Source organism: Myxococcus xanthus, assembly GCF_006402735.1.
In the GTDB taxonomy this organism is placed as follows: Bacteria; Myxococcota; Myxococcia; order Myxococcales; family Myxococcaceae; genus Myxococcus; species Myxococcus xanthus_A.
This window is the reverse complement of record NZ_CP017174.1, coordinates 3,832,171-3,852,061: the sequence shown is the minus strand read 5'-3', so window position 1 is coordinate 3,852,061 and position 19,891 is coordinate 3,832,171. Positions and strand designations below refer to the sequence as shown.

Annotated in this window: 22 protein-coding genes; 14 read left to right on the top strand and 8 right to left on the bottom strand. The window is 69.8% G+C overall.

The window, feature by feature from the left end:
* Positions 1-162 precede the first annotated feature (162 nt).
* Positions 163-768: a hypothetical protein gene (locus BHS09_RS16325; RefSeq protein WP_140798326.1), complete on the bottom strand. Its 606-nt coding sequence runs from the start codon at positions 766-768 to the stop codon at positions 163-165.
* Between the two features lie 244 nt (positions 769-1,012).
* Positions 1,013-1,474: a hypothetical protein gene (locus BHS09_RS16320; protein ID WP_237080382.1), complete on the bottom strand. Its 462-nt coding sequence runs from the start codon at positions 1,472-1,474 to the stop codon at positions 1,013-1,015.
* 117 nt (positions 1,475-1,591) lie between these two features.
* On the opposite strand from BHS09_RS16320, the gene thiS reads away from it, so the two are divergent.
* Genes thiS through BHS09_RS16290 form a run of 6 tightly spaced genes read left to right on the top strand, consistent with a single transcriptional unit; the run spans position 1,592 to position 6,356 of the window.
* A complete protein-coding gene (thiS, locus tag BHS09_RS16315) occupies positions 1,592-1,792 on the top strand; it encodes a sulfur carrier protein ThiS (RefSeq protein ID WP_140791124.1) in 201 nt (66 codons plus the stop codon).
* A gap of 14 nt (positions 1,793-1,806) precedes the next feature.
* Positions 1,807-2,592, top strand: a complete 786-nt coding sequence (locus tag BHS09_RS16310) for a thiazole synthase (protein ID WP_140791122.1) — start codon at positions 1,807-1,809, stop codon at positions 2,590-2,592.
* A gap of 16 nt (positions 2,593-2,608) precedes the next feature.
* The gene (locus tag BHS09_RS16305) at positions 2,609-3,247 is read left to right on the top strand and encodes a thiamine phosphate synthase (protein WP_140798325.1); all 639 of its coding nucleotides are present in this window, start codon (positions 2,609-2,611) and stop codon (positions 3,245-3,247) included.
* Entirely contained in the window at positions 3,244-4,266 is a 1,023-nt protein-coding gene (locus BHS09_RS16300) for a hypothetical protein (RefSeq protein ID WP_140798324.1), read from the top strand. Before BHS09_RS16305 ends, BHS09_RS16300 begins: the two co-directional genes overlap by 4 nt.
* A gap of 21 nt (positions 4,267-4,287) precedes the next feature.
* Positions 4,288-5,181 (top strand): DUF4129 domain-containing protein, encoded by an 894-nt coding sequence (locus BHS09_RS16295; RefSeq protein WP_140798323.1) that lies wholly within the window; start codon positions 4,288-4,290, stop codon positions 5,179-5,181.
* Positions 5,178-6,356: a DUF4350 domain-containing protein gene (locus tag BHS09_RS16290; protein WP_140798322.1), complete on the top strand. Its 1,179-nt coding sequence runs from the start codon at positions 5,178-5,180 to the stop codon at positions 6,354-6,356. The genes BHS09_RS16295 and BHS09_RS16290 overlap by 4 nt, the downstream gene beginning before the upstream one ends.
* A 12-nt stretch (positions 6,357-6,368) precedes the next feature.
* On the opposite strand, the gene exoP is transcribed toward BHS09_RS16290, so the two are convergent.
* From exoP to exoL, 5 genes are all read right to left on the bottom strand, one after another.
* Complete coding sequence (gene exoP, locus BHS09_RS16285) at positions 6,369-7,571, bottom strand: spore coat polysaccharide biosynthesis glycosyltransferase ExoP (protein ID WP_140791117.1); 1,203 nt, start codon at positions 7,569-7,571, stop codon at positions 6,369-6,371.
* Positions 7,558-8,649: a spore coat polysaccharide biosynthesis glycosyltransferase ExoO gene (gene exoO, locus BHS09_RS16280; protein ID WP_140798321.1), complete on the bottom strand. Its 1,092-nt coding sequence runs from the start codon at positions 8,647-8,649 to the stop codon at positions 7,558-7,560. Before exoO ends, exoP begins: the two co-directional genes overlap by 14 nt.
* 18 nt (positions 8,650-8,667) lie before the next feature.
* Entirely contained in the window at positions 8,668-9,186 is a 519-nt protein-coding gene (locus BHS09_RS16275) for a serine O-acetyltransferase (protein WP_140796472.1), read from the bottom strand.
* Positions 9,187-9,254: 68 nt separating this feature from the next.
* Positions 9,255-10,775: a spore coat polysaccharide flippase ExoM gene (gene exoM / locus BHS09_RS16270; RefSeq protein ID WP_140798320.1), complete on the bottom strand. Its 1,521-nt coding sequence runs from the start codon at positions 10,773-10,775 to the stop codon at positions 9,255-9,257.
* Positions 10,772-11,929 (bottom strand): spore coat polysaccharide deacetylase ExoL, encoded by a 1,158-nt coding sequence (gene exoL, locus BHS09_RS16265; protein WP_140800689.1) that lies wholly within the window; start codon positions 11,927-11,929, stop codon positions 10,772-10,774. The genes exoM and exoL overlap by 4 nt, the downstream gene beginning before the upstream one ends.
* A gap of 381 nt (positions 11,930-12,310) precedes the next feature.
* Between exoL and ccmA the strand changes: the two genes are divergently transcribed.
* The 8 genes from ccmA (at position 12,311) to BHS09_RS16225 (ending at position 18,828) form a co-directional block, all read left to right on the top strand.
* A complete protein-coding gene (ccmA, locus tag BHS09_RS16260; RefSeq protein ID WP_140791113.1) occupies positions 12,311-12,970 on the top strand; it encodes a heme ABC exporter ATP-binding protein CcmA in 660 nt (219 codons plus the stop codon).
* A complete protein-coding gene (locus BHS09_RS16255; RefSeq protein WP_140791112.1) occupies positions 12,967-13,668 on the top strand; it encodes a heme exporter protein CcmB in 702 nt (233 codons plus the stop codon). The genes ccmA and BHS09_RS16255 overlap by 4 nt, the downstream gene beginning before the upstream one ends.
* A 3-nt stretch (positions 13,669-13,671) precedes the next feature.
* Positions 13,672-14,385 carry a cytochrome c biogenesis protein CcsA gene (gene ccsA / locus BHS09_RS16250; protein WP_140791111.1) on the top strand — a complete coding sequence of 238 codons (714 nt, stop codon included), beginning with the start codon at positions 13,672-13,674 and terminating at the stop codon, positions 14,383-14,385.
* A 2-nt stretch (positions 14,386-14,387) separates the two neighbouring features.
* Entirely contained in the window at positions 14,388-14,576 is a 189-nt protein-coding gene (locus BHS09_RS16245) for a heme exporter protein CcmD (RefSeq protein ID WP_140791110.1), read from the top strand.
* A 6-nt stretch (positions 14,577-14,582) separates the two neighbouring features.
* A complete protein-coding gene (locus BHS09_RS16240; protein ID WP_011553299.1) occupies positions 14,583-15,059 on the top strand; it encodes a cytochrome c maturation protein CcmE in 477 nt (158 codons plus the stop codon).
* Positions 15,056-17,077, top strand: a complete 2,022-nt coding sequence (locus tag BHS09_RS16235; RefSeq protein ID WP_140798319.1) for a heme lyase CcmF/NrfE family subunit — start codon at positions 15,056-15,058, stop codon at positions 17,075-17,077. The genes BHS09_RS16240 and BHS09_RS16235 overlap by 4 nt, the downstream gene beginning before the upstream one ends.
* Positions 17,077-17,628 (top strand): TlpA family protein disulfide reductase, encoded by a 552-nt coding sequence (locus BHS09_RS16230; protein WP_140791107.1) that lies wholly within the window; start codon positions 17,077-17,079, stop codon positions 17,626-17,628. Before BHS09_RS16235 ends, BHS09_RS16230 begins: the two co-directional genes overlap by 1 nt.
* A 96-nt stretch (positions 17,629-17,724) precedes the next feature.
* Positions 17,725-18,828, top strand: coding sequence for a zinc ribbon domain-containing protein (locus BHS09_RS16225; protein WP_237080381.1), 1,104 nt, complete (start codon positions 17,725-17,727; stop codon positions 18,826-18,828).
* 6 nt (positions 18,829-18,834) lie between these two features.
* On the opposite strand, the gene BHS09_RS16220 is transcribed toward BHS09_RS16225, so the two are convergent.
* Positions 18,835-19,728 (bottom strand): SMP-30/gluconolactonase/LRE family protein, encoded by an 894-nt coding sequence (locus BHS09_RS16220; protein WP_140791104.1) that lies wholly within the window; start codon positions 19,726-19,728, stop codon positions 18,835-18,837.
* Positions 19,729-19,891: the final 163 nt, after the last annotated feature.

Below are 19,891 nucleotides of genomic sequence, written 5' to 3'. Positions count from 1 at the left end.
GTGAGAAAACCTCACGCATCCCTCCTACCACCCACGTCCGACACACCCTTCCAACCTCCCAGCACGGATTCAGGGAAAAAAGGAAACGGCCCCCGCCGAAGCGGAGGCCGTCCCTGAGCGGCCCGTGAGGAAACGAGACGCCCGCTGCGCTCGACGCGTTGACTACTTCTTCTTCTGCACCGGCTGCGTCACGGTCAGCTCGCGAACCACCAAGTCCTTACCGTCCTGGACATACGAGGCGCGGACCTGGGCACCCTCCTCGATGTCATCCAGCTTCAGCGGCTGGTTGTTGTGCAGGATGCGCGTCTGGTCGTTCGTCTTCAGCTCGAGCTGCTTGTTGTTGCTGGTGTCGACCACGGTCAGCTCATCGCTGCCGGTGGAGAGCACGCGGCCGCTGACGCTGCTCGCGGCAGCGGTGGCACCCGCCGCGCCGGAGCCACCAAGGGCCATGTCATCATTCAGGTCCGCCCGTCGATCAGCCTCGGCCTCGGCCAGGTCCTGGCGCTCGTCCTGGACGTCCTGCTGCGCGCTGGCGACCTCTTCCGCGGCCTCACGCTGCGTCCCAGCGATGTCCTCCTGGGCCTCCATTTGCGTGCTGGCGATGTCCTCCCGCGCGTCCTGACGGATCTCCGCCGTCTCCTGCTGCGCCTCCACCTGAGCCTCGGCGACGTCCTGGCGCTGCGACTCGACGTTGTCGCGCTTGCTGCAGCCAGTGACGACCAACGACATACCCGCAACCGCAGTGACCGCCATCATGAGCTTGCGCATTTGTTCCTGCTCCTTTCACGTGGAAACGGGAGAAGGTTTCCCCCTCACTCACTTGCGGCCGAGAGAGCGTTTCCCCCGGCGTTGGGCAGAAACTGGGTGCTCCCCCTGCCCTTGAACAGGGGTTGTCTGGCGCACACGGATGCCTTAGGGGCACACGGCGGACCACGGGGCGCATGGCCGCCCGCCTGCCCTACCAGGGAACAAGGGCAGAAAACGGAGATACCGGGCCCAACCGCAAGAACGGCTAGAGACCGCCGCCCACGCCACCGTCACGGGGCACCTCTTCGGAGCCAGCGTCCGCGCACAGCGGCGCGCCTTCTCGCGCCCACCGCGCGATGTGCTCGCGCTCCTGTGCTGTCGGCATGGGCACCGGACTCCCCGGAGGCGGCATGTCCTGGAACACGTACGCTCGCGCCTGGATGCGCGCCGCCATCGCCTGCGCGCCCGGGACACCTCCATCCTCGGGCGCGAGATAATCCAGGCGGAATGACGTCACGCCGCTGCTGCTCGTATCGGCGCCGTGGCACGAGCTCACGCAACTCGCCGCCATGATGGGCTGGATGTCCCCGCACCACGTGGGCACGGGCCCCGCGTCACCGCCGTCCGGCGCCCCCGGCAGTCCCAGCACTTCACAGGTGCGCCCTTCCCCTGGCCTCGCCGCGACACGCAGTGCGAGCGCGATGTGCCGGCGAGAAGCCACGAGCATGCCCCCGAGTATACCGGTGACGGTGGCGGGCGCATGGGCCGGCGAGCGCGTTGACAGCGCGGAGTCACCCTTGTAGTGCGTGCCCAGGTCCCCGTCGTCGCAAGGAGCCGTGAGGCCATGCAGGTCTGGGTCAACGGAGAGACGCGCGAGGTGCCGGAAGGCACCACCCTTTCGGCGCTGCTGGAGTCGCTTCAAGTGGGCGGCCCCGGCGTCGCCGTGGAAGTGAACGCGGAGGTGGTGCGCCGCGCCCGCCATCCCGAACACCACCTCCAGGCGGGAGACCGCGTGGAAATCGTCACCTTCGTCGGCGGCGGCTAGCCAGGAGTCCGCACATGAGCATCCAGGACAAGCCTTTCACCATCGCCGGAGTGACGTTCAGCTCCCGGCTCATCCTCGGCACGGGGAAGTATCCCAGCCACGACATCATGAAGCGCTGCCACGAGTCCTCCGGCACGGAGATGGTGACCGTGGCCGTGCGCCGCCTGGACCTCAAGGCCACGGGCGAGGCGTCGCTGATGAACTGGATTGACCGCAACCGCCTGCGCCTGCTCCCCAACACGGCGCTCTGCTACACGGCGGATGACGCGGTCCGCACCTGCCGGCTCGCGGAGGAGCTGGGCATGAGCAAGTGGGTGAAGCTCGAGGTGCTCGGCGACGAGAAGACGCTCTACCCGGACGTCGAGGAGACGGTGAAGGCGGCCCGCATCCTGGTGAAGGAGGGCTTCACCGTGCTGCCCTACACCAGCGACGACCCCATCACCGCCCGCAAGCTGGAGGACGCGGGCTGCGCGGCCGTGATGCCGCTGGCGGCGCCCATCGGCAGCGGCCTGGGCATCCGCAACCCGCACAACATCCGCCTCATCCTGGAGACGGTGAAGGTCCCCGTCATCGTGGACGCGGGCGTGGGCACGGCGTCCGACGCGGCCATCGCCATGGAGCTGGGCGTGGAGGCGGTACTGATGAACACCGCCATCGCCGGCGCGCAGGACCCGGTGCGCATGGCCGTGGCCATGAAGAAGGCGGTGGAGGCCGGCCGCGACGCATACCTTGCGGGCCGCATCCCCCGAAAGGCCTACGGCTCCGCGTCCAGCCCGATTGAAGGGCTCGTCCACCACTGACGGCCGGGTACGCACGGTGGTGCCTTCCACCCTTCCTCGGCTCGTCGTCATCACCGACTGGCGCCTGCCGCCCGAGCGGCTGAGGTGGGCGCTCACCCGGGCGCTCGACGCCGGGCCCGGGGTGGCCGTCCAGCACCGCCACCCCGAGGCCACCGGGCGCCGCTTCCTCGACGAGGCGCGGGAGCTGGCCGCGCTGTGCCACCCGCGAGGCAACCCGCTCTTCATCAATGGGCGGGTCGACGTGGCGCTGCTCGTCGGCGCCCATGTCCACCTTCCCGCCCATGGCCCTTTCCCCATGGACGTCCGCCCGCACCTTCCCGCGGGGAGGTGGATCAGCGCCGCCGTCCATGACGTGGCGGAGGCCCATGCGGCCCGGGGCGCGGACCTCGCCTTGGTGAGCCCGGTGTTCGCTCCCGGCTCCAAGCCGGGGGACACGCGGCCGTCTCTTGGACCCGAGGGATTCAGCGCCCTGGCCGCGGCGTTGCCCTTTCCCGCGCTGGCCCTGGGCGGAATCACCCCCGCGCGCGCGGTGACGCTGCCGGACGCGGCGGGCTTCGCGGTCATCTCGTCCGTCCTGGAGGCCGACGACCCCACCGCGGCGGCTCGGAGCCTGCTGGCCGCGTGCGCCGGGCGGGATATGCTGCGCACCCCGTGAGATCCACTCCCGCTGCCGCCGCGCTGCGCCCCCTCGCCATGGGGGAGATGATCGACCGAGCCGCCACTTTCTGGCGCTCCCACCTGAAGCCCCTCTTCCTGCTGAGCTTCGGCTTCACGCTGGTGAACTACATCGTGACCAAGGCGACGTTGGTGATTGGTCAGCGATTAGCGCCACTGCTCTACATGGGAGACGCGGAGTCGCGCGCCCAATTGGACCCGGCGGTCATGCTGCCGCAAGCGAGCATCACCATCGCGCTGTGGATGGGCCTCTTCCTGTTCCTCGTCTGGGCGTACTGGCTGGCCACCCTGGCCGCGTCCCGCTACGTCCTCACCTCCCAGTTGGGAGAGCCGGTCCGCCCCGCGGATGCCCTGCGCCGGAGCTTCTCGCGGCTGGGCACGCTGACGGGGGTGTATCTGCTGTCGCTCGGCTGGTCCGCGCTGGTGACGATGGCGCTCATGCTGCCCGGGTTCATCCTGGCGGTCATCGGCATCGCCGTCGGAGTGGCTTCGGGTTCCAACACCCTGGCCGTCGTCCTGGGTGTGGTCGGCGTAGTGCTCGCGAGCCTGGGCCTGCTGGCCGCGGCGCTCTGGTACATGCTGCGCTTCCTGCTGGTCCCCCCGGTGCTTGCCATGGAGGACCTGAGCGCCTGGGAGACGTTCCAGCGCTCCGGTCAGCTCCTGTCGGGCCGGGTGGAGCCCGGCTTCATGGGCCGGGTGATGGTGCGGGCGATGATTCTCTTCACCGTGGTGAGCCTCATCCTCATCTCCGTCCAGCTCGTCTCCGGGTTGCCGTCGTGGCTGGTGATGATGCCCTACGGCAGTCCCTTCGACCCGGGGACCATGGCCCGCACGCCGCAGCTGCTGCTGGTGCCCGTGGAGCTGCTGCAGACGGTGGCGCAGTCCTTCTTCACGCCCATCAACTTCGTCTTCTGCGCGCTCTTCTACCTGGACATGCGCGTGCGCCGCGAAGCCCTGGACCTGGAGCACCAGCTCAACACGAAGACGCCCGCCGTCTGACGGCACCCCCTGGACTCCACCGTGCCGAGCCTGCCCCTCCTCCTGCTGCTGGCCTCCCTGCCCTGCGCCGAGCGCGAGGACATCACCCTGGACCTGCGCGAGACGGCCGAACACCGCCCCGCCGGGTTCGCCGATGAAGTGAGCACGCTGTCAGCACGCCTGGGCGGAATCCCGCTGCCTCCCGCCCAGGATGGGGACACCACGCCCGAGCGCGCGGAGCAGATCGCGCGCTTCCTGAAGGAGGCCTGTGACGTCCAGGCGCTGGCGAACAATCCCAACGCCGTTTCTCCTCCACCGACAGAACCCGAGCGGCTGGAGGCCATCCTCGACAGGCCCGAGTTCGCCCGCGCGCGCCAGCGACACGGCGATGCACTGAAGCGCATCATGCGGGAGGTGACAGCGTGGCTGGAGGGCCTCTTCGAATCGAGGGAGGCCCAGGGCTTCGCGGTGGCTACGCGCGCGGTGATGCTGGGGCTGGCGCTCGCGCTCATCCTGTGGGGCGTGCTCCGGCTCCGCGCGAGGCGTGGACGCAGGGCGGCGCGGGTCTCCGCATCCTCCGCGACGAGCGCGGAGCCGTTGGTCCTGGACTCTCCGGCGGAGCACCTGCGCAGGGCCCGCGCGGCGCTCTCCACCGATGCACGCGAAGCCATCCGGGAAGGCCTGTTGAGCCTGCTGTCCTCACTGGAGGAGCAGCGGCTGGCCCGGCCAGACCGTGTGCGGACGAACCGTGAGCTGGCGGCGGAGCTACCGGGCCGCGGCGCTCCCGCGGCGCTGGTGCGAGAGGTGGAGCGGCTCATGGGCTGGTACGACCGGACCTTCTATTCGCTCGCGCCGGTGGCGCCAGAGGACGCCGCCCGCTTCGTCACCGAGGTCGAGTCGCTGAACGGAACCCTGGCCACGGAGGGCGCACGGTGACGAACCCCCGGGCCGTCGTCTTCTTCGGAGTGCTCATCGCACTGGCCCTGGCGATGGGCCTGTCCACGCGCACGGACGCGCCTGACTCCCCGGTGCCCACCGTGGAGAACACGGCGCCGCAGGGTGCTCGCGCGCTCTATCTGTACCTCCGCGAGGGGGGCCGGGCCGTGGACACACTGCTTTCGCCGCTCGAAGCCATTCCGCCTGACACGCGAACCCTGGTGCTGGCGGCGCCCGAGGGCCGGCCCGTGACGACGGAAGAAGTCACCGAGCTGGAACGCTTCATCAACGAGGGCGGCACCCTGGTGTACCTGTCGCCCCGTGAGCTGGGGAAGAATCAAGCGGCGCTCGAGGGGTGGCTGCAGTTGGAGTCCGGGCTGATGATGCCGGCGAGCAGCCGCGGCCTGGACTCGACACTGTCCGACGTGGGCGGAACCACCGTGGACGTGTGGCTGCCCGTGGGCCCCCTGCACGGACTCTCCCGCTTTCGAGTCTCCCAGGACCGGGGCCTGCGCATGGGCCACGATGACGCCGTGCCCGTCGCCGGCCTGGGTGGCGCGGTGGCGGTGTGGCGCAGGGGCATGGGCAAGGGCGAAGTGTACGTGCTGGCTGGCTCGGACCTGCTGGAGAACCGGCGCCTGGAGCTGCTGGACAACCTGCGCTTCTGGGAAGCGCTGGCTGCCCGCGGGCCCCTGCTGTTCGACGAGTATCACCACCAGCTCGCGCCGCCGCCCCCCTTCTCCCGTGGCATCTGGGTCTTCGCGGCGCAGGTGCTGGCGGTGGGCCTGCTCTACGTCGTGTCGCGAGGCACACGCTTCGGTGCGCCGCGCCCGCTGCGCGTGGAGCGGCACCGGTCCGCGCTGGAGTACGTGCGCAGCATGGGCTGGCTGATGCGCCGCGCGAAGGTGGAGAAGGAACTGCTGCCGGAGCTGGACCACGCCCTGCGCCAGCAGATGCAGGAGCGCCTGGGCATCCCGCTGAGCCTGTCGGACGCGGACGCCGCGCGCCTGATGGAACAGGACGGAGGCGTCTCCGCCACCGAGTACCTGGAGGCGAAGGCCGACCTCACGCGGACCCACGCGCAGCCCACCGTGGCACCGGCGGACTACGCGCGGGTGGCCCGCCGCTACGCCCACCTGGAGCGGGCGCTGGCGGGCCGCGAAGCCCGCGCCTAGGCGGGCGGTACCTCAGAGCGGCTTGCCGTCCGCCATGAGCGCCGCGCCCACGTGGTGGCGAATCTCATCCACGCGCGCGTCCCAGCTCTCGCCGAAGATGCGCTCGGCGCGCTCGCGGTTCGGACCGGGCTTGTCCGCCAGACACTCGTCCACCTTGCGCACGAAGTCCCCGGTGTCCTTGGCAATCTTGCAGAGCCCCACCTTGCGGACCTCTGGCAGGTCCGTGGACACCACGGGCAGGCCGGACGCCAGGTACTCACGCACCTTGAGCGGGTTGGCGTTGAGCGTCAGCTCGCTGACCTTGAACGGCATCAGCGCCACGTCGAACGCCTTGCTGTAGCCGGGCAGGTCCGCGTACGGCTTGCGGCCCAGCATGTGGATGTTCGGCTCGGCGCGCAGCGCGGAGTCGTCGCAGTCCGGCGTCGTCTTGCCGATGATGACCACCGAGCCTTCCGGGTGGGCGCGGGCCGTGGCGATGATGGCCTCCTGGTCCACCCAGTCCGCCACCAGCCCGAAGAAGCCGATGATGGGCTTGGGCAGACGGGCGATGTCCGCGGGAATCGTCGTGGCCGGGTCGCACGCCTTCACGAAGTGGGTGAAGTCGGTGCCATGCCGCACCAGCACCGTGCGAGGATTGACGCGGGCCTTGTTCTCACGCAGCCGCTCCGCGGAGGTGATGCAGAGGTCGGCGCGCTTGAGCAGCCGCTCCTCCAGCTCCGCGATGTGGCGGCCGTTGGTGTCGCTGAAGGCGGAGAACTCGTCCACGCAGTGGTAGATGACGAACTCCTCGCCCAGCGTGCCGGACACCGGGGCGGACGCGGGCAGGAAGCTCCAGGAGATGGGCTTCTGGAAGCCCAGCTTCTTCATCGCCCGCAGCACCTGGAGCCGCAGCAGCTGCCGGTTGGCGCCGCGCACCAGCTCCGAGCCATAGAAGGGAATGGCCAGCGGCGACAGCACGTGGATGTTGGGCTCCACCTCGCGGACGCCTTCGGTGAAGCGGCCCAGCTTGTCGAAGATGCGCTTCACGTCATGCGCGTTGGCCTTCGGCGCGCGGTTGCCGATGCTGTTCACCCAGAGGATGCGGTTCTCCCGGGAGAGAATCCGCATGATGTGGACCTTCGACAGCGGGTCCCCATCCCAGTCGTTGGAGAACACCACCAGGTCACGTCCGCGCAGTGCCCTGCGCGCGAGGTCCAGCTCATCACTGCGCCGCATGTCTCGTCTCCCCCAGGCCTGAACCTTGTTCGTTTGACGACTTCAAACCGTTGTTGGAGGACAACTCCCCGTACAGCGAGAGCAGCTCCGGCCCCGCATCCACCTGGGGCACATGCATGGGCCCTGCCGCCACGGCCTCGCGAATCACCCGCGCCAGCTCCCCGGCATTGCCCGCGGCGAACACGCGGGTGGGCTCGGGCCGGACGCAGACATCGCTGGCCACGCAGGGCACTCCCAGCGTCAGCGCCTCGCGCACGGAGATGGAGTCCCCGTCATGTGTGGTGGGCCGCACGAAGGCGTCACTGCGCGAGATGAGCCCCAGCGCCGCGGAGTGCTCGAGTTCCCCCAGCACCTCCAGGTGGCCCGCCACACGCGCCTCGCGGACGTCGCGAATGAAGGCCTCGGACTCCAGGCCCGGACCGAAGAGCGCCAGGCCCACGTCCGGCCACGCCTGCGCCAGCTCGCGTAAGGCCCGGAACATCAGCGCGCGCCCGTAGACGGGCGATGGGTGGTGCGCCATGGACAGCAGCACCCGCCGCCGGGAGCGCGCGGCCTCCACCGCCGATGGAACGGGCCCCGGCCGCACCTGCGAGGGGCAGAAGGCCGGGAGCACGTCGATTTTCTCCGCGGACACGCCGCAGCCCACCAGCGCGGCCTTCACCGCGTCGGACACGGCGACCACCCGCGCGTAGCCCGCCAGCGCCACGCGCGCGAAGTTCTGGCGCGTGCCGGACGCGGCGAGGTAGTCCGGCAGCAGTCCGGAGTGGAGGGTGATGACCCGGGGAGACTTCGGCCCGGGCAGGCTTCCCACCATTCCCGCCAGCACCCAGGACTTCGGGTTGTTGCCACTGGTGTGGGCGTGAATCGTCCAGCCGGTGGCAACGTGCCGCGCGAGCCGCAGGGCGAACGGAGCGGCGCCGCGAGCCGGGATGACATCCGGAGCCGGCCGGCCCCCCTTCCCGATATCGAGCACCTTCACGTCGACCCCGCGGCCGCGCAGGTAGCCATGAAGCTGTTGAACATGAACCGCGACGCCACCATGCGGCGGCGGGTAATCCCCGACGAGGAGCACGCGCATCGATGTGACTCCCGCGGACTACTGGCGCAGCGTGGAAGACGACGGCACGGACACCAGCGACACACGGGGCGGCAGCTGCCCCATCTCGCGCTGGTACGTCCCGAGCGGATCCGGGTCCTGCCGGATGACCCGCGCGGGCACCCCGGCCACCACGGTGCCCGGCGCCACGTCCTTCACCACCACCGCGTTGGCGCCAATGACGGCGAAGTCACCGATGTGGATGTTGCCCAGGATCTTCGCGCCCGCGCCCATGCGCACGTAGTCACCAATGACGGGAGCGCCCTCGATGCCCGAGCGCCCGCCGATGGTCACCTGCTGCGAGATGAGGCAGTGGCGTCCAATCCGCGCGGCCTTGTGGATGACCACGCCAATGCCGCCGTAGCCCAGTTGTGTCCCCTCGCCGATCTCCGCGTCCTCGGGGATGTACGAACTGTGCAGATAGTAGATGGCCTTGCGCAGCACGGCTGGCAGCAGGGGCACGCCCCGCTTCTTCAGCCCGCGCGCGAGCCGGTAGAACGTCATCGCGTCGACACCCATCACGTCTCCCAATCCCCTTGTTCCGACCCGCACCAAACTAGGTACCGCCCCGCAGGGAGGGAAGTGCGCTACCCCGCCCTTCGCGCTCGCAGCCCCGCGATCAGGCTGAGCGGCCGCACCCCCGTGAAGTGCAGCACCACCAGGTATCCGATGAAGAACAGTGCCCCGGCCACCGCCAGCGGCAGCACGCGCCACAGGAAGCCCGTGGGCAGGTGCGCCCAGGCCCCGTGGGAACCAGCCCGCAGGACGAACACCGCCGCCGCCGCCGCGCACGCCGCCAGCGTGGCCTTGCCCAGCGACTGCCAGGGAACCACGTCCGCCACGCCCAGCTTCCGCTCCGGCGTGGACAGCGCCGCGGGCACCCGGGCCAGCAGCATGGCCTTGCCCACCACCTCCGCCAGCGCCCACGAGCCGATGCCGCCCATCAGCCCGAAGTGCTTCACACCCAGCCACACCAGCGGCACCGTCACCGCCGCCTTCACCGCGTAGGACGCGAAGATGGCCCGCGTCTGCCCCCGGGCGCGCAGCGTCCCGTCCATGGGGAGGATGGAGAGCACCACGCCCAGCACGCTGATGCGGAAGACGGGCACCGCGGGCAGGAACTTCTCACCGAACATCGCCCCGATGAACTCCGGCGCCGCCGAGAAGAGGAACGCCGCGAAAGGCAGGAAGAAGTAGGCCAGCTTCCCGGCCGCTTCGCGGAAGGCCTCCACGCCCTCTTCCAGGCGGCCCTCGCGCTCCAGTTCGCCCAGCCGCACCATCAGCACCTCGCTGGTGGGCGTGTACAAGAGGTCCACCACCGGCAGTTGGAAGCAGCCGACGCGATAGAGCGCGTACAGCGCCGGCGCCACCGCGCCCGCCACCGCGTACAGGTGCGCGTTCTGCTGCGGAATGGCCAACAGCATCGCCGCGCCGAACGGCGCCGCGTAGGTCAGTTGCTCGCGGAAGCGCTGGCCGTCCACCAAAGGTCCGGTGGCACCGCGCAGCGACACCACCCACGTCGCCAGGTAGCGGAGGCCCGCGAAGGCCGCCACCGCCATCATCATTCCGTAGAGCGAGGCGCCCAGGAGTGGTGGCACCACCATCACCGAGGCCCGCACCGCGTCCGATACCAGGTACACGACCGCGGACGCCTTCGTGCGGCCCTGCGAGGTGAGGGACACCTCCAGCGGGAAGCTCCCCAGCAGGAAGGCGGTGTACGCGGCCAGCGGCAGGCGGTACTCGGCCAGCGCGGGGTTGGAGAACCAGCCCGCCACATGCCCGAGCAGCGCCCACACCGCTCCCGCGCCCACCAGGCCCATGGCGGACATGAACAGCAGCGTCTGCCCCAGGAAGGGCCGCTTCGCGTCCGTGCGAGGCAGGAAGTAGTAGAGGCTCTGCACCACGCCGAACGGCAGGACGTAGTAGAGCGTCGTGGCGATGAGGAACAGCTGGTAGTACGTCCCGTAGTCGTCCAGGTTCAGCACCCGGGCGAGCACGAGGGGAATGGACAGCGTCAGCCCGGCGGTGAACAGCCGGGCCAACACCAAGGGGCCGGCGCGCCCGAGGAACGAGCCCCCGGACGCGGCCGACGTGGAACTTCCGCTCACGGAGCCTCCTGGATGGTCGTGGCGGTCTCCGGACCCACCACGATTTCATTGCTGGTCGCTGGCTTGGGGCTCACCCGCACCGGGGCACTGCTCAACTGGTTTCCCACGGTGGGGGCGCTGATGAAATGGGGGCGCTTCCCCGGCACCGGGCTGCTCATGCCCAGCACCCCGAAGCAGTCATCCAGCTGGCAGCCGGTGAGTGCCGACGAGTAGTCGCCGAGCATGCCCAGGCTGAAGTTCTCCCACAGCACCTTGCGCTTGAGGGTGAACGGGTCACCGCCAATGCGGTTGGGCATGTCCTCCGTGGTGACACCGGAACGGAAGCCGTTGGCCGATAGCACGCGGATGACCTCGTCCGAGTACCAGCCGTTGCAGTAGGCGAAGTCGCGCACGGTGATGCCCACCTCGCGCTCGATGGCGCGCTTGGACTCCAGGATCTCGCGCTCCACCACCTCCTGCGGCTCCAGCGTCAGCACCGTGTGGCCCAGCGTGTGCGCGCCGAACTCGAAGCCGTCGCGCGCCATGCGGCGCACCTCGTCCCAGTTCATGATGTCGCCCTGCTCCGGCAGCAGGTCCGCGCCGCCGCCGAGCTGCTGCTCCAGCGCGTCGATGATCTCCGTCAGCACGCGCGTGGGGTGCTCGCCGATGAAGTCGTCCAGCGACGCCGACACCGTCTTCTGCCCGGAGAGGATGGGCCCCAGCAGTTGCAGCGCGGGCGCGGGCAGCGAGTCGTAGAACGGCCGGAAGCGGCGCTCCTGGACACGGCGAAGCAGGTGGAACAGCCGGTCGTGGTTGAAGCGCTTGTCGGTGTTGATGAACGCCGTGGGCAGGTAGGTGATGGCCGGAATGCCCATCTCCTTGAGCACCGGATAGGCGTACCGGTAGACGTCGCGGTAGCCGTCGTCGAACGTGACGACGCACAGGTCCTTCTTCGCCACCCGGCGGCCATTCATGACGTCCACCGCGTCACCGATGGAGGCCAGCTCGAAGCCCGCCGCGTGCGCCTCCTCCAGGTGCCGGCGGAAGGTCTCCTGGGAGATGAGCAGCCCGGGAATCGAGCGCTGCAGCTCCCCGGTGAAGTCGCTCACCACGCGGTGGTAGCTCACGATGAGGATGCGCCTCCCGCCAGACTGGGAGCGCCGATACGCGGCCATTGCCCGCCGCATCCCGCTGTAATGGATCATCCCCGCCGCCGCCGCCTTGACCGCTCTTCGCACCACCTTGCCCGTCGCCATTCACGCCCTCCGCGCGGATCAGCTGAGTCCGCCTCGCATGCCCGCGCACCGTTGCAGGGGAGGTGCCAGGAGGTTGGGCACCCCGGACCGGGCAGTCGAGAGGGCCATCCGTCCGAACGGGTCGCGTGGTGAGCAGTGGACGTTCCCCTCCGTGGAACCCCGGAGGCCCCCGGCGGGCACCTCCGACCACATAGGGAGGAAAACCTTTCCTCCCGACGGGCTCGCCCTTTCTCCGTCCAGGCCACCACCTTGGGTTTCACTGGTGGACGTTCTGGTTTCCGGATACGAACGCCCCCGCCGATGCCTCCCCTCTCCGCCGCCCCCGCGCTTGCCCTGCATGACGTCAGCAAGCGGTATGGCCGCCGGTGGGCCCTGGCGCGTCTCACGTACGCGCTCCCCGCCGGACGCTCGCTGCTGCTGACCGGCCACAACGGTTCCGGGAAGACGACCCTGCTGCGCCTGCTGGCCACCGCCCTGAGTCCCACCGCGGGCCGGGTGGAGGTGCTCGGCCGCGACGCGGTGGTGGAGCGCGACGCGGTGCGCCGAGACGTGGCGCTGCTGTCGCACGCCAGCTTCCTCTATGAGGACCTCACCGCGCACCAGAACCTCACGGTGCTGGCCCGGCTTTTGGGACGGCCCTCGCCCGCTGACGCCGCCAGCGCCGAGCTGACCCGGGTGGGGCTCGACCGCCGCTCCGACAGCCCGGTCCGCAGCTTCAGCGCCGGCATGCGCAAGCGCCTGGCGATTGCCCGCCTGCTGCTCAAGGCGCCGTCCATCGCGCTGCTCGACGAGCCCTTCGGCGAGCTGGACCCCGCCGGCATCCGCGACATGGAGGCCATCATCGCGGAGCTCAAGGCCAGCGGCGTCACCGTCATCCTGGCCACCCACCTCATCGAGCAAGGCCTGACGCTGTGTGAAGAACGCCTTCACCTGCAGGAAGGCCGGGCGGTGGCGGCATGAGCACCTCGCGTCCCCGCCCCATCGGCCTTTTGACGGCGACCCTGGCGCTGCTGCGCAAGGACCTGCTCATCGAGTGGCGCACCCGCGCGCGCCTCAACGCCATCATCTTCTTCGCGCTGGCCACGCTGCTGATGTTCTCCTTCGCGCTGGGCCCCGACACGAAGCTGCTGGAGAAGAACGCCGGTGGTTACTTCTGGTTGGCCATCCTCTTCGCCAGCGTGCTCGCCCTGGGCGAGTCGTTCCGCGTCGAGTCGGAGAACGCGTGCATGGACGGCATCCGGCTGGCGCCCGCCGACGCCCGCGCCATCTTCCTGTCCAAGGCCCTGGGCAACACCCTGCTGCTGACGGCCCTGGGCGTCCTGCTGGTGCCCGTCATGGTGGCCCTGTACGGGGTGCGCATCGTCACCAGCGTGGTGGACCTGGGGCTCATCCTCCTGCTCGGCAGCCTGGCCTTGAGCGCCCCAGGAACCGTCTACGCTGCGATTTCAAGCAATGCCCGGGCACGGGATGTGCTCCTGCCGTTGCTATTGTTCCCGCTGGTCATCCCAGCCCTCCTCTCCGCGGCCAAGGCGACCACGCTCGTACTTCAGGGAGACCCCATGCGTCAGTTTGACTCATGGGCGGGGCTTTTAGGCGGATTCAATCTGATTTATTGGGGCGTAGGCTTCTTGCTGTTCCCGCGGATCATCGAGGACTGACGGATGGGAAAGTTCATCAAGTGGGGCCTGCCGGCGCTGGCCCTGGTCGTTCTCGCCGCGGGGTGGTGGCTGGGACTGGCGTGGGCACCGCCGGACCGTGAGATGGGTGACGTGCAGCGCATCATGTACGTCCACGTCCCGCTCCAGTGGGTGGCCATGGTGGCCATGGCCATCAACTTCGGGGTGGCCATCAGCTACCTCATGAAGGCGAGCTGGAAGCTGGATGCCGCCGCCGAGGCGTCCGCGGAGATTGGCCTGGTGCTGGGCACCGCGGGGATGATCACCGGCGCCATCTGGGGCCGGCCGACCTGGGGCGTCTACTGGTCCTGGGATCCGCGCCTGACCTCGCAGGCCATCATGCTGGTGACGTACACCGGCTACCTGGTGCTGCGGCGCTTCGTAGAGGACCCGGAGAAGCGCGCCACGTGGAGTTCGGTGGTGGCCATCATCGGCGCCATCAACCTGCCCATCGTGTGGTTCTCCGTGCGGTGGTGGCGCAGCCTGCACCAGGTGCAGTCCACGCCGAAGACGGTGGACCCGGAGATGACGCTGGCCCTGCGCGTTTCGGCGTTCGGCATGCTGTTCCTCACCCTCTGGTTCCTGGTGCTGCGCTACCGCCAGGCCCTGGCCGAGCGCCAGGCAGAGGTGGCCCTCCCGGATGCGCTGCCGTCGGACCTCGCCGCCGCGGGTGGCGCCAACTCCTCGGGGGTGGCCTGAACATGATGACGCTTTCCACGCAGATGCTGTGGCTCCTCGCGGCGGCGCCCGGACAGGTGGGCAGCGGCCGCATCGTTGGCGGCTGGGGCTATGTCTGGGCCTGCTACGGCATTACAGTCGCCATGCTCGTTCTCTACGCTGTGTCCCTGTGGGTTCGTCGGCCCAAAGCCCCCACCGACGCCAAGGAGTGAGTTGCCATGTCCCCCGTCGCTCGCAACCGTCTGATTGCCCTGGGGGCCCTGCTCGTCGCGGGGGCCGGCCTGGGATTCGTGGCCTTCGGCAACATCGGTGAGAACCTCGTCTACTACTGGAGCCCGTCGGAGATGCTGGGCCAGGGTGACAAGGCGTACTCGGCCACCATCCGCCTGGGTGGCGTGGTGGAGGCAGGCAGCATCCAGTGGAACGCCGAGCACACCACCCTGCAATTCCGCGTGGCGGATGACGTCAAGGAAGGCGCGCCCAGCGTGCTGGTGCGCGCCACGGAGACGCCGCCGCAGATGTTCCGCGACAAGATTGGCGTCGTCGTGGAAGGCACCTACGACAAGTCCGGCGTCTTCAGCTCCAACCGGCTGATGGTGAACCACTCCAACGAGTACCGCGCCCCCAAGGAGGGTGAGGATCCTCGTCAGTGGCAGGAGACGCTCTCCGACGCCACCGCCATGGGTGCGAAGTGAACGGAACCGTTGGCTACGGCCTGGTGCTCGGAGGGCTCGCGTTCGCGGCCTTCGGCGCGCTCGTGGGCCTGGTGAGCGGCCTGCGTCGTAGTGACGCGGGCTTCCCGTGGGTGCTGCGCGCGGTGTGGGGCTTCGCCGCCTGCATGGTGGGCTCCAACCTGGTGATGGTCCACGCGCTCGTCACGCACGACTTCAGCGTGCGCTACGTGGCGCAGGTGGGCAGCCGGGCCACGCCGCTGGTCTACACCATCGTCTCGCTGTGGAGCGCCCTGGAGGGGTCCATCCTCTTCTGGGGCCTCATCATGGGCGGATACATCGCCGTCTTCGCCTTCATCCACCGGCGCGAGCACGCGCGGTACATGCAGCTGGCGCTGGGCACCATGCTGGCGGTGGGCGTCTTCTTCGCCTTCCTCATCGCGGGCCCGGCCAACCCCTGGGGCGCGGTGACCCCGGTGCCGGGGGACGGCCCCGGCCCCAACCCGCTGCTGCAGAACCACATCCTGATGGTCATCCACCCGCCCATGCTGTACCTGGGCTACGTGGGCATGACGGTGCCCTTCGGCGTCGCGGTGGCGGGCCTGCTGCGCGGCGAGATTGGCGAAGCGTGGATGGCGCCCCTGCGGCGCTGGACGCTGGTGGCGTGGCTCTTCCTGTCCATTGGCATCATCCTGGGCGCCTGGTGGGCCTATGCCGTGCTGGGCTGGGGCGGCTACTGGGCGTGGGATCCGGTGGAGAACGCGTCCTTCCTGCCCTGGCTGACGGCGACGGCGTTCATGCACTCCACCATGGTGCAGGAGCGCAAGCGGATGCTGAAGCTGTGGACGCTCAGCCTCGCGCTCGCGTCCTTCGTGCTCACCATCCTGGGCACGTTCATGACGCGCTCGGGCATCTTCAACTCGGTGCACTCGTTCACCCAGTCCGACATCGGCCCCACCTTCCTGGTGTTCCTGGGCGTCCTGCTGGTGCTGTGCGTGGGCCTGCTGGCGGTGCGCGGTCCGCTGCTGGTGCCGGAAGGCCAGCTGGCCTCGCCGCTGTCTCGCGAGGCGAGCATCCTGGTGAACAACCTGGTGTTCGTCGCCATCACCTTCACGGTGCTGCTGGGCACGCTGTACCCGCTCATCTCCGAGGCGGTCCGCGGCGTGCGCGTGAGCGTGGGTGAGCCGTACTTCAACAAGATGGCGGTGCCGGGCGGCATCGCGGTGCTCTTCCTGATGGGCGTGGGCCCGGTGCTCCCCTGGGGCAAGCCGGATCCGGCCACGCTGCGCCGGCAGTTCATCATCCCCTCCGTGGTGGGGCTGGTGGTGACGGCGGCGTGCTTCGCGGTGGGCCTGCGCGGCGTGTACCCGCTGATGACCTTCGGTCTGGCGGGCTTCGTCACCGTCATCACGGTGCGGGAGCTGGTGGCGCCGGTGCGGGTGCGCATGTCCGAGCGCAAGGAAGGCTTCGTCGCCGCGCTGACCACCAGCGCGCTCAAGGCCCAGCGCCGCTTCGGCGGCTACGTGGTGCACCTGGGCATCGTGCTCATCATCGTCGCGGTGGCCGCGTCCTCCGCGTACGTGAAGCACACCTCCGGCACGCTGAAGAAGGGGCAGGTCATCGAGCTGGGCGGCTACCAGATGAAGTACCTGGGCCTGGTCAGCGGCGAGGAGCCCCACCGCACCTACGTGGCGGCGCGCATGGAGGTGACGTCCCCGGGCGGCAAGGTCTCCGAGCTGAAGCCGCGGCTCAACTACTACGAGCGCAGCACGGACCCCATTGGCACCCCCGGTGTCCGGGAGACGCCGGCCGAGGACCTCTACGTGTCGCTGATGGCCTTCTCCGAGCAGGCCGGCACGGCGAGCATCAACATCTGGGTCTTCCCGCTCGTCGGGTGGATCTGGTGGAGCATCCCCCTGCTGGTGCTGGGCACCCTCATCGCGCTGTGGCCGCGCCGGAAGGCCGCCGTGGCCATGGCGGGCGCGCCGGCGGTGGGCCCATCCCCGCTCACGGGTGGTGACGCCGAGCGAGGGGCCGCCTGATGAAGGGCTGGCGTTACACGCTGGGCTTCGTGGTCCTCTGCGCGGGCCTGCTCTTCGTGTTGTTCAAGGGCTTCGGGCGCAACCCGCACGAAGTCCCCTTCATGATGAAGGGCAAGCCGGCCCCGGACTTCGGGCTGCGCGCGCTGGACAGCGGAGAGAAGGTGAGCCTGGCCGACCTGAAGGGCCGGCCGGTGGTCATCAACTTCTGGGCGTCCTGGTGCGGCCCGTGCCGCGTCGAACACCCCGTGCTGGAGTGGGGCGCGCGGCAGTACGGCTCGCAGGCGGTGTTCCTGGGGGTGGTGTTCCAGGACACCGACGACAACGCGCGCGGCTTCCTCCAGCAGTACGGCGCCAGCTTCCCGCAGCTGGTGGATCCTCGTTCGCGGATGGCGCTGGACTACGGCGTGGCGGGCGTGCCGGAGACGTACTTCATCGACCCCAACGGCATCATCCGGGGCAAGCATGTGGGCCCTATCGACCCGCAGACGCTGGCCCTGCGCATTCAGGAGCTGTCCACGCCCTCCGCCCCCGCCGAGGCAGCGCGGAAGTAGCCCCTGTCGTCCCAACGAGGTGGCGGTATGCGGTGCCTGGAGTGTGGTGAAGACTCCAATTCCCGGTTGCGGTACTGCGAGAACTGCGGGGCGACCATGCCCGAGCCGCCCAAGGGAACGGGCGCCCGGGCCGCGCTCCGCTCTTCGCGGCCCCAGCGTGACCTGGCGGAGCCCGCCTATGCGGCGGACATTCTCGAGGAGGCGGATGAGCACTCGCGGCCCTATGTCGTGAGTAACGCACCCGAGCTTCCGCCCGAGGACAAGACGGACCCGGGCCAGTCCGCCCCGCCCTACGACGGGCCGAAGTGGCTGGCGCACGTGCCGGCCCACTCGCCCACGGTGCTGGGCATCATCGTGGTGGGCTGCGCCGTCTTCCTGTCCGCCCTGCTCTCCTCCTCTGGCGTGGGCCTCCTCGGGACGCTGCTGGCGGTGGTGAGTGGCACGGTGCTGGTCGCACGCGAGCTGCGCGCCGCGGAGCAGTCGCCTGGCTTCACCGAGCGGATGCCCGCGGTGCTGATGACGCCGGAGGCCGCCGCCACCGCCACCACGGTGATGGTGGCGCTGGCGCTGCGCGCACTCAGCCCGGGCGTGCTACCGCTCCTGATGGTGGCGGGCGTGGGGCTGGTGGCCCATGACCAGTATCGCAAGGTCATCGCGGGAGAGGACGGCGTGGGCGCGTACTTCGAGCCCCGGCAGCTCCTGGCGATGCCGCGGTTGTTGGGCCTGGGCGGCGTGGCGGTGTGCCTGCTGGCGCTGTTCGCGCCGTGGGGCACGGCGAAGCTGGACCTGGGCGTGCCGGACAACGCGCCAGTGCCCCAGGGCCCGCCCGAGCTGCGCGTCATCGCCACGCAGCGGCCCACCGACGACATTCTCTACAGCTACGGCGGCGGCGTCACCCACCTGCGCGGCTGGGATTTGCCCGCGTCGGTGGTGGTGGAGCTGGCGCTGCTGGCCGTGCTCGCCCTGCTGGCGCTGCGTCCGGAGGTGGAGCGCCCGTCCTGGACGCGCTACCTGCCCGCGGGCGCGGTGGCCCTGTCGCTCGCGTTCGCGGGGCTGAACATGCGCCTGCTCCCCGGGCCCTTCGTCTTCGTCTTCGGCCTGGGCGCGGTGGGCTTCCTCGCGGTGCAGCACCTGCGCGCGGCTCGCGCCGCCGAGCTGCCCCCGCGGCAGTACGAAGAAGAAGTCGAAGAGGAAGGCTGAGCCGGGTCAGCCCGCGAAGGGCACCGGCGCGACGCCGCGGACGCCCGGTGTCAGCTCGAAGAGCCCACCGGCCAGCGGTTGGGCCTCGAGTTCCTCCGCGCTGAGCCCATCCCGCCCGGTGGTGACGAACAGCCGGTCCAACGCGTCCCCGGCGAAGGCGACACTGGTCGTCTTCGCCACCGGCAGCCGGTACTCGGCCAGCCACGCGCCGTCCGGAGAGAAGCGGCGCACGCAGCCCCCTCCGTAGAAGGCAATCCACAATCCGCCCTCCGCGTCGACCGTCATTCCGTCGGGGAAGCCGTGGGGCTCGTCGAAGTGGAGGAACTCCCGGCGACGGGAGGCCGCGCCGTCCGGGCTCAGGTCGAAGGCGTAGGTGACGCGCCGGGGCGAGTCGTTCACATAGAGGGTCCGCCCATCGGGGCTGAAGGCGGGGCCGTTCGTCACGGTGTAGCCCTCATCGATTCGAGCGAGGTGTCCCTGGGCGTCGAACCGGTAGAGCCCGCCGGTGGGCGCCTTCTCGTGGTCATCCATGGTGCCCACCCAGAAGCGGCCTTGTGGGTCCACCTTCCCGTCATTGCAGCGGTTGTGGGGGCGCTCCGGCTCCGGGTCCAGCAGCCGCTCCAGGCGCGCGCTCCGGGGCTCGTAGAAGGCCAGGCCTCGCTCCGTCCCCGCGATGAAGCCTCCACTCCGCCGGGGCGCGAGCGAGGCGATACGCAAAGGGGTGTCCCAGCTCGCCTGGGCACCGCTCTGGAGCTCCAGCCGGTGCACCTTGCGGCCCGGGATGTCGAGCCAGTAGAGCGCGCCCTCGGTGGCCATCCAGAAGGGGCCCTCGCCGAGCACGGCTCGTGCGGGCCAGATGCACCTGGCTTCGTCGTGCCTGGCAACGTCCGTGGTGCGCATGCGTGGCTCCTCCAAGAAAGCGAGACTCAACGTCCGTGGCCAAGATAGACACGCCGTACGCGCCGGGCATGCACGCGGCCGCGAACGTGGCCTCGTCGCGCAGCGATCACTCCGGCTCGCCCGGCTGGCCATGCATGCGTCCTCTGACTGACCCACCAGGTTG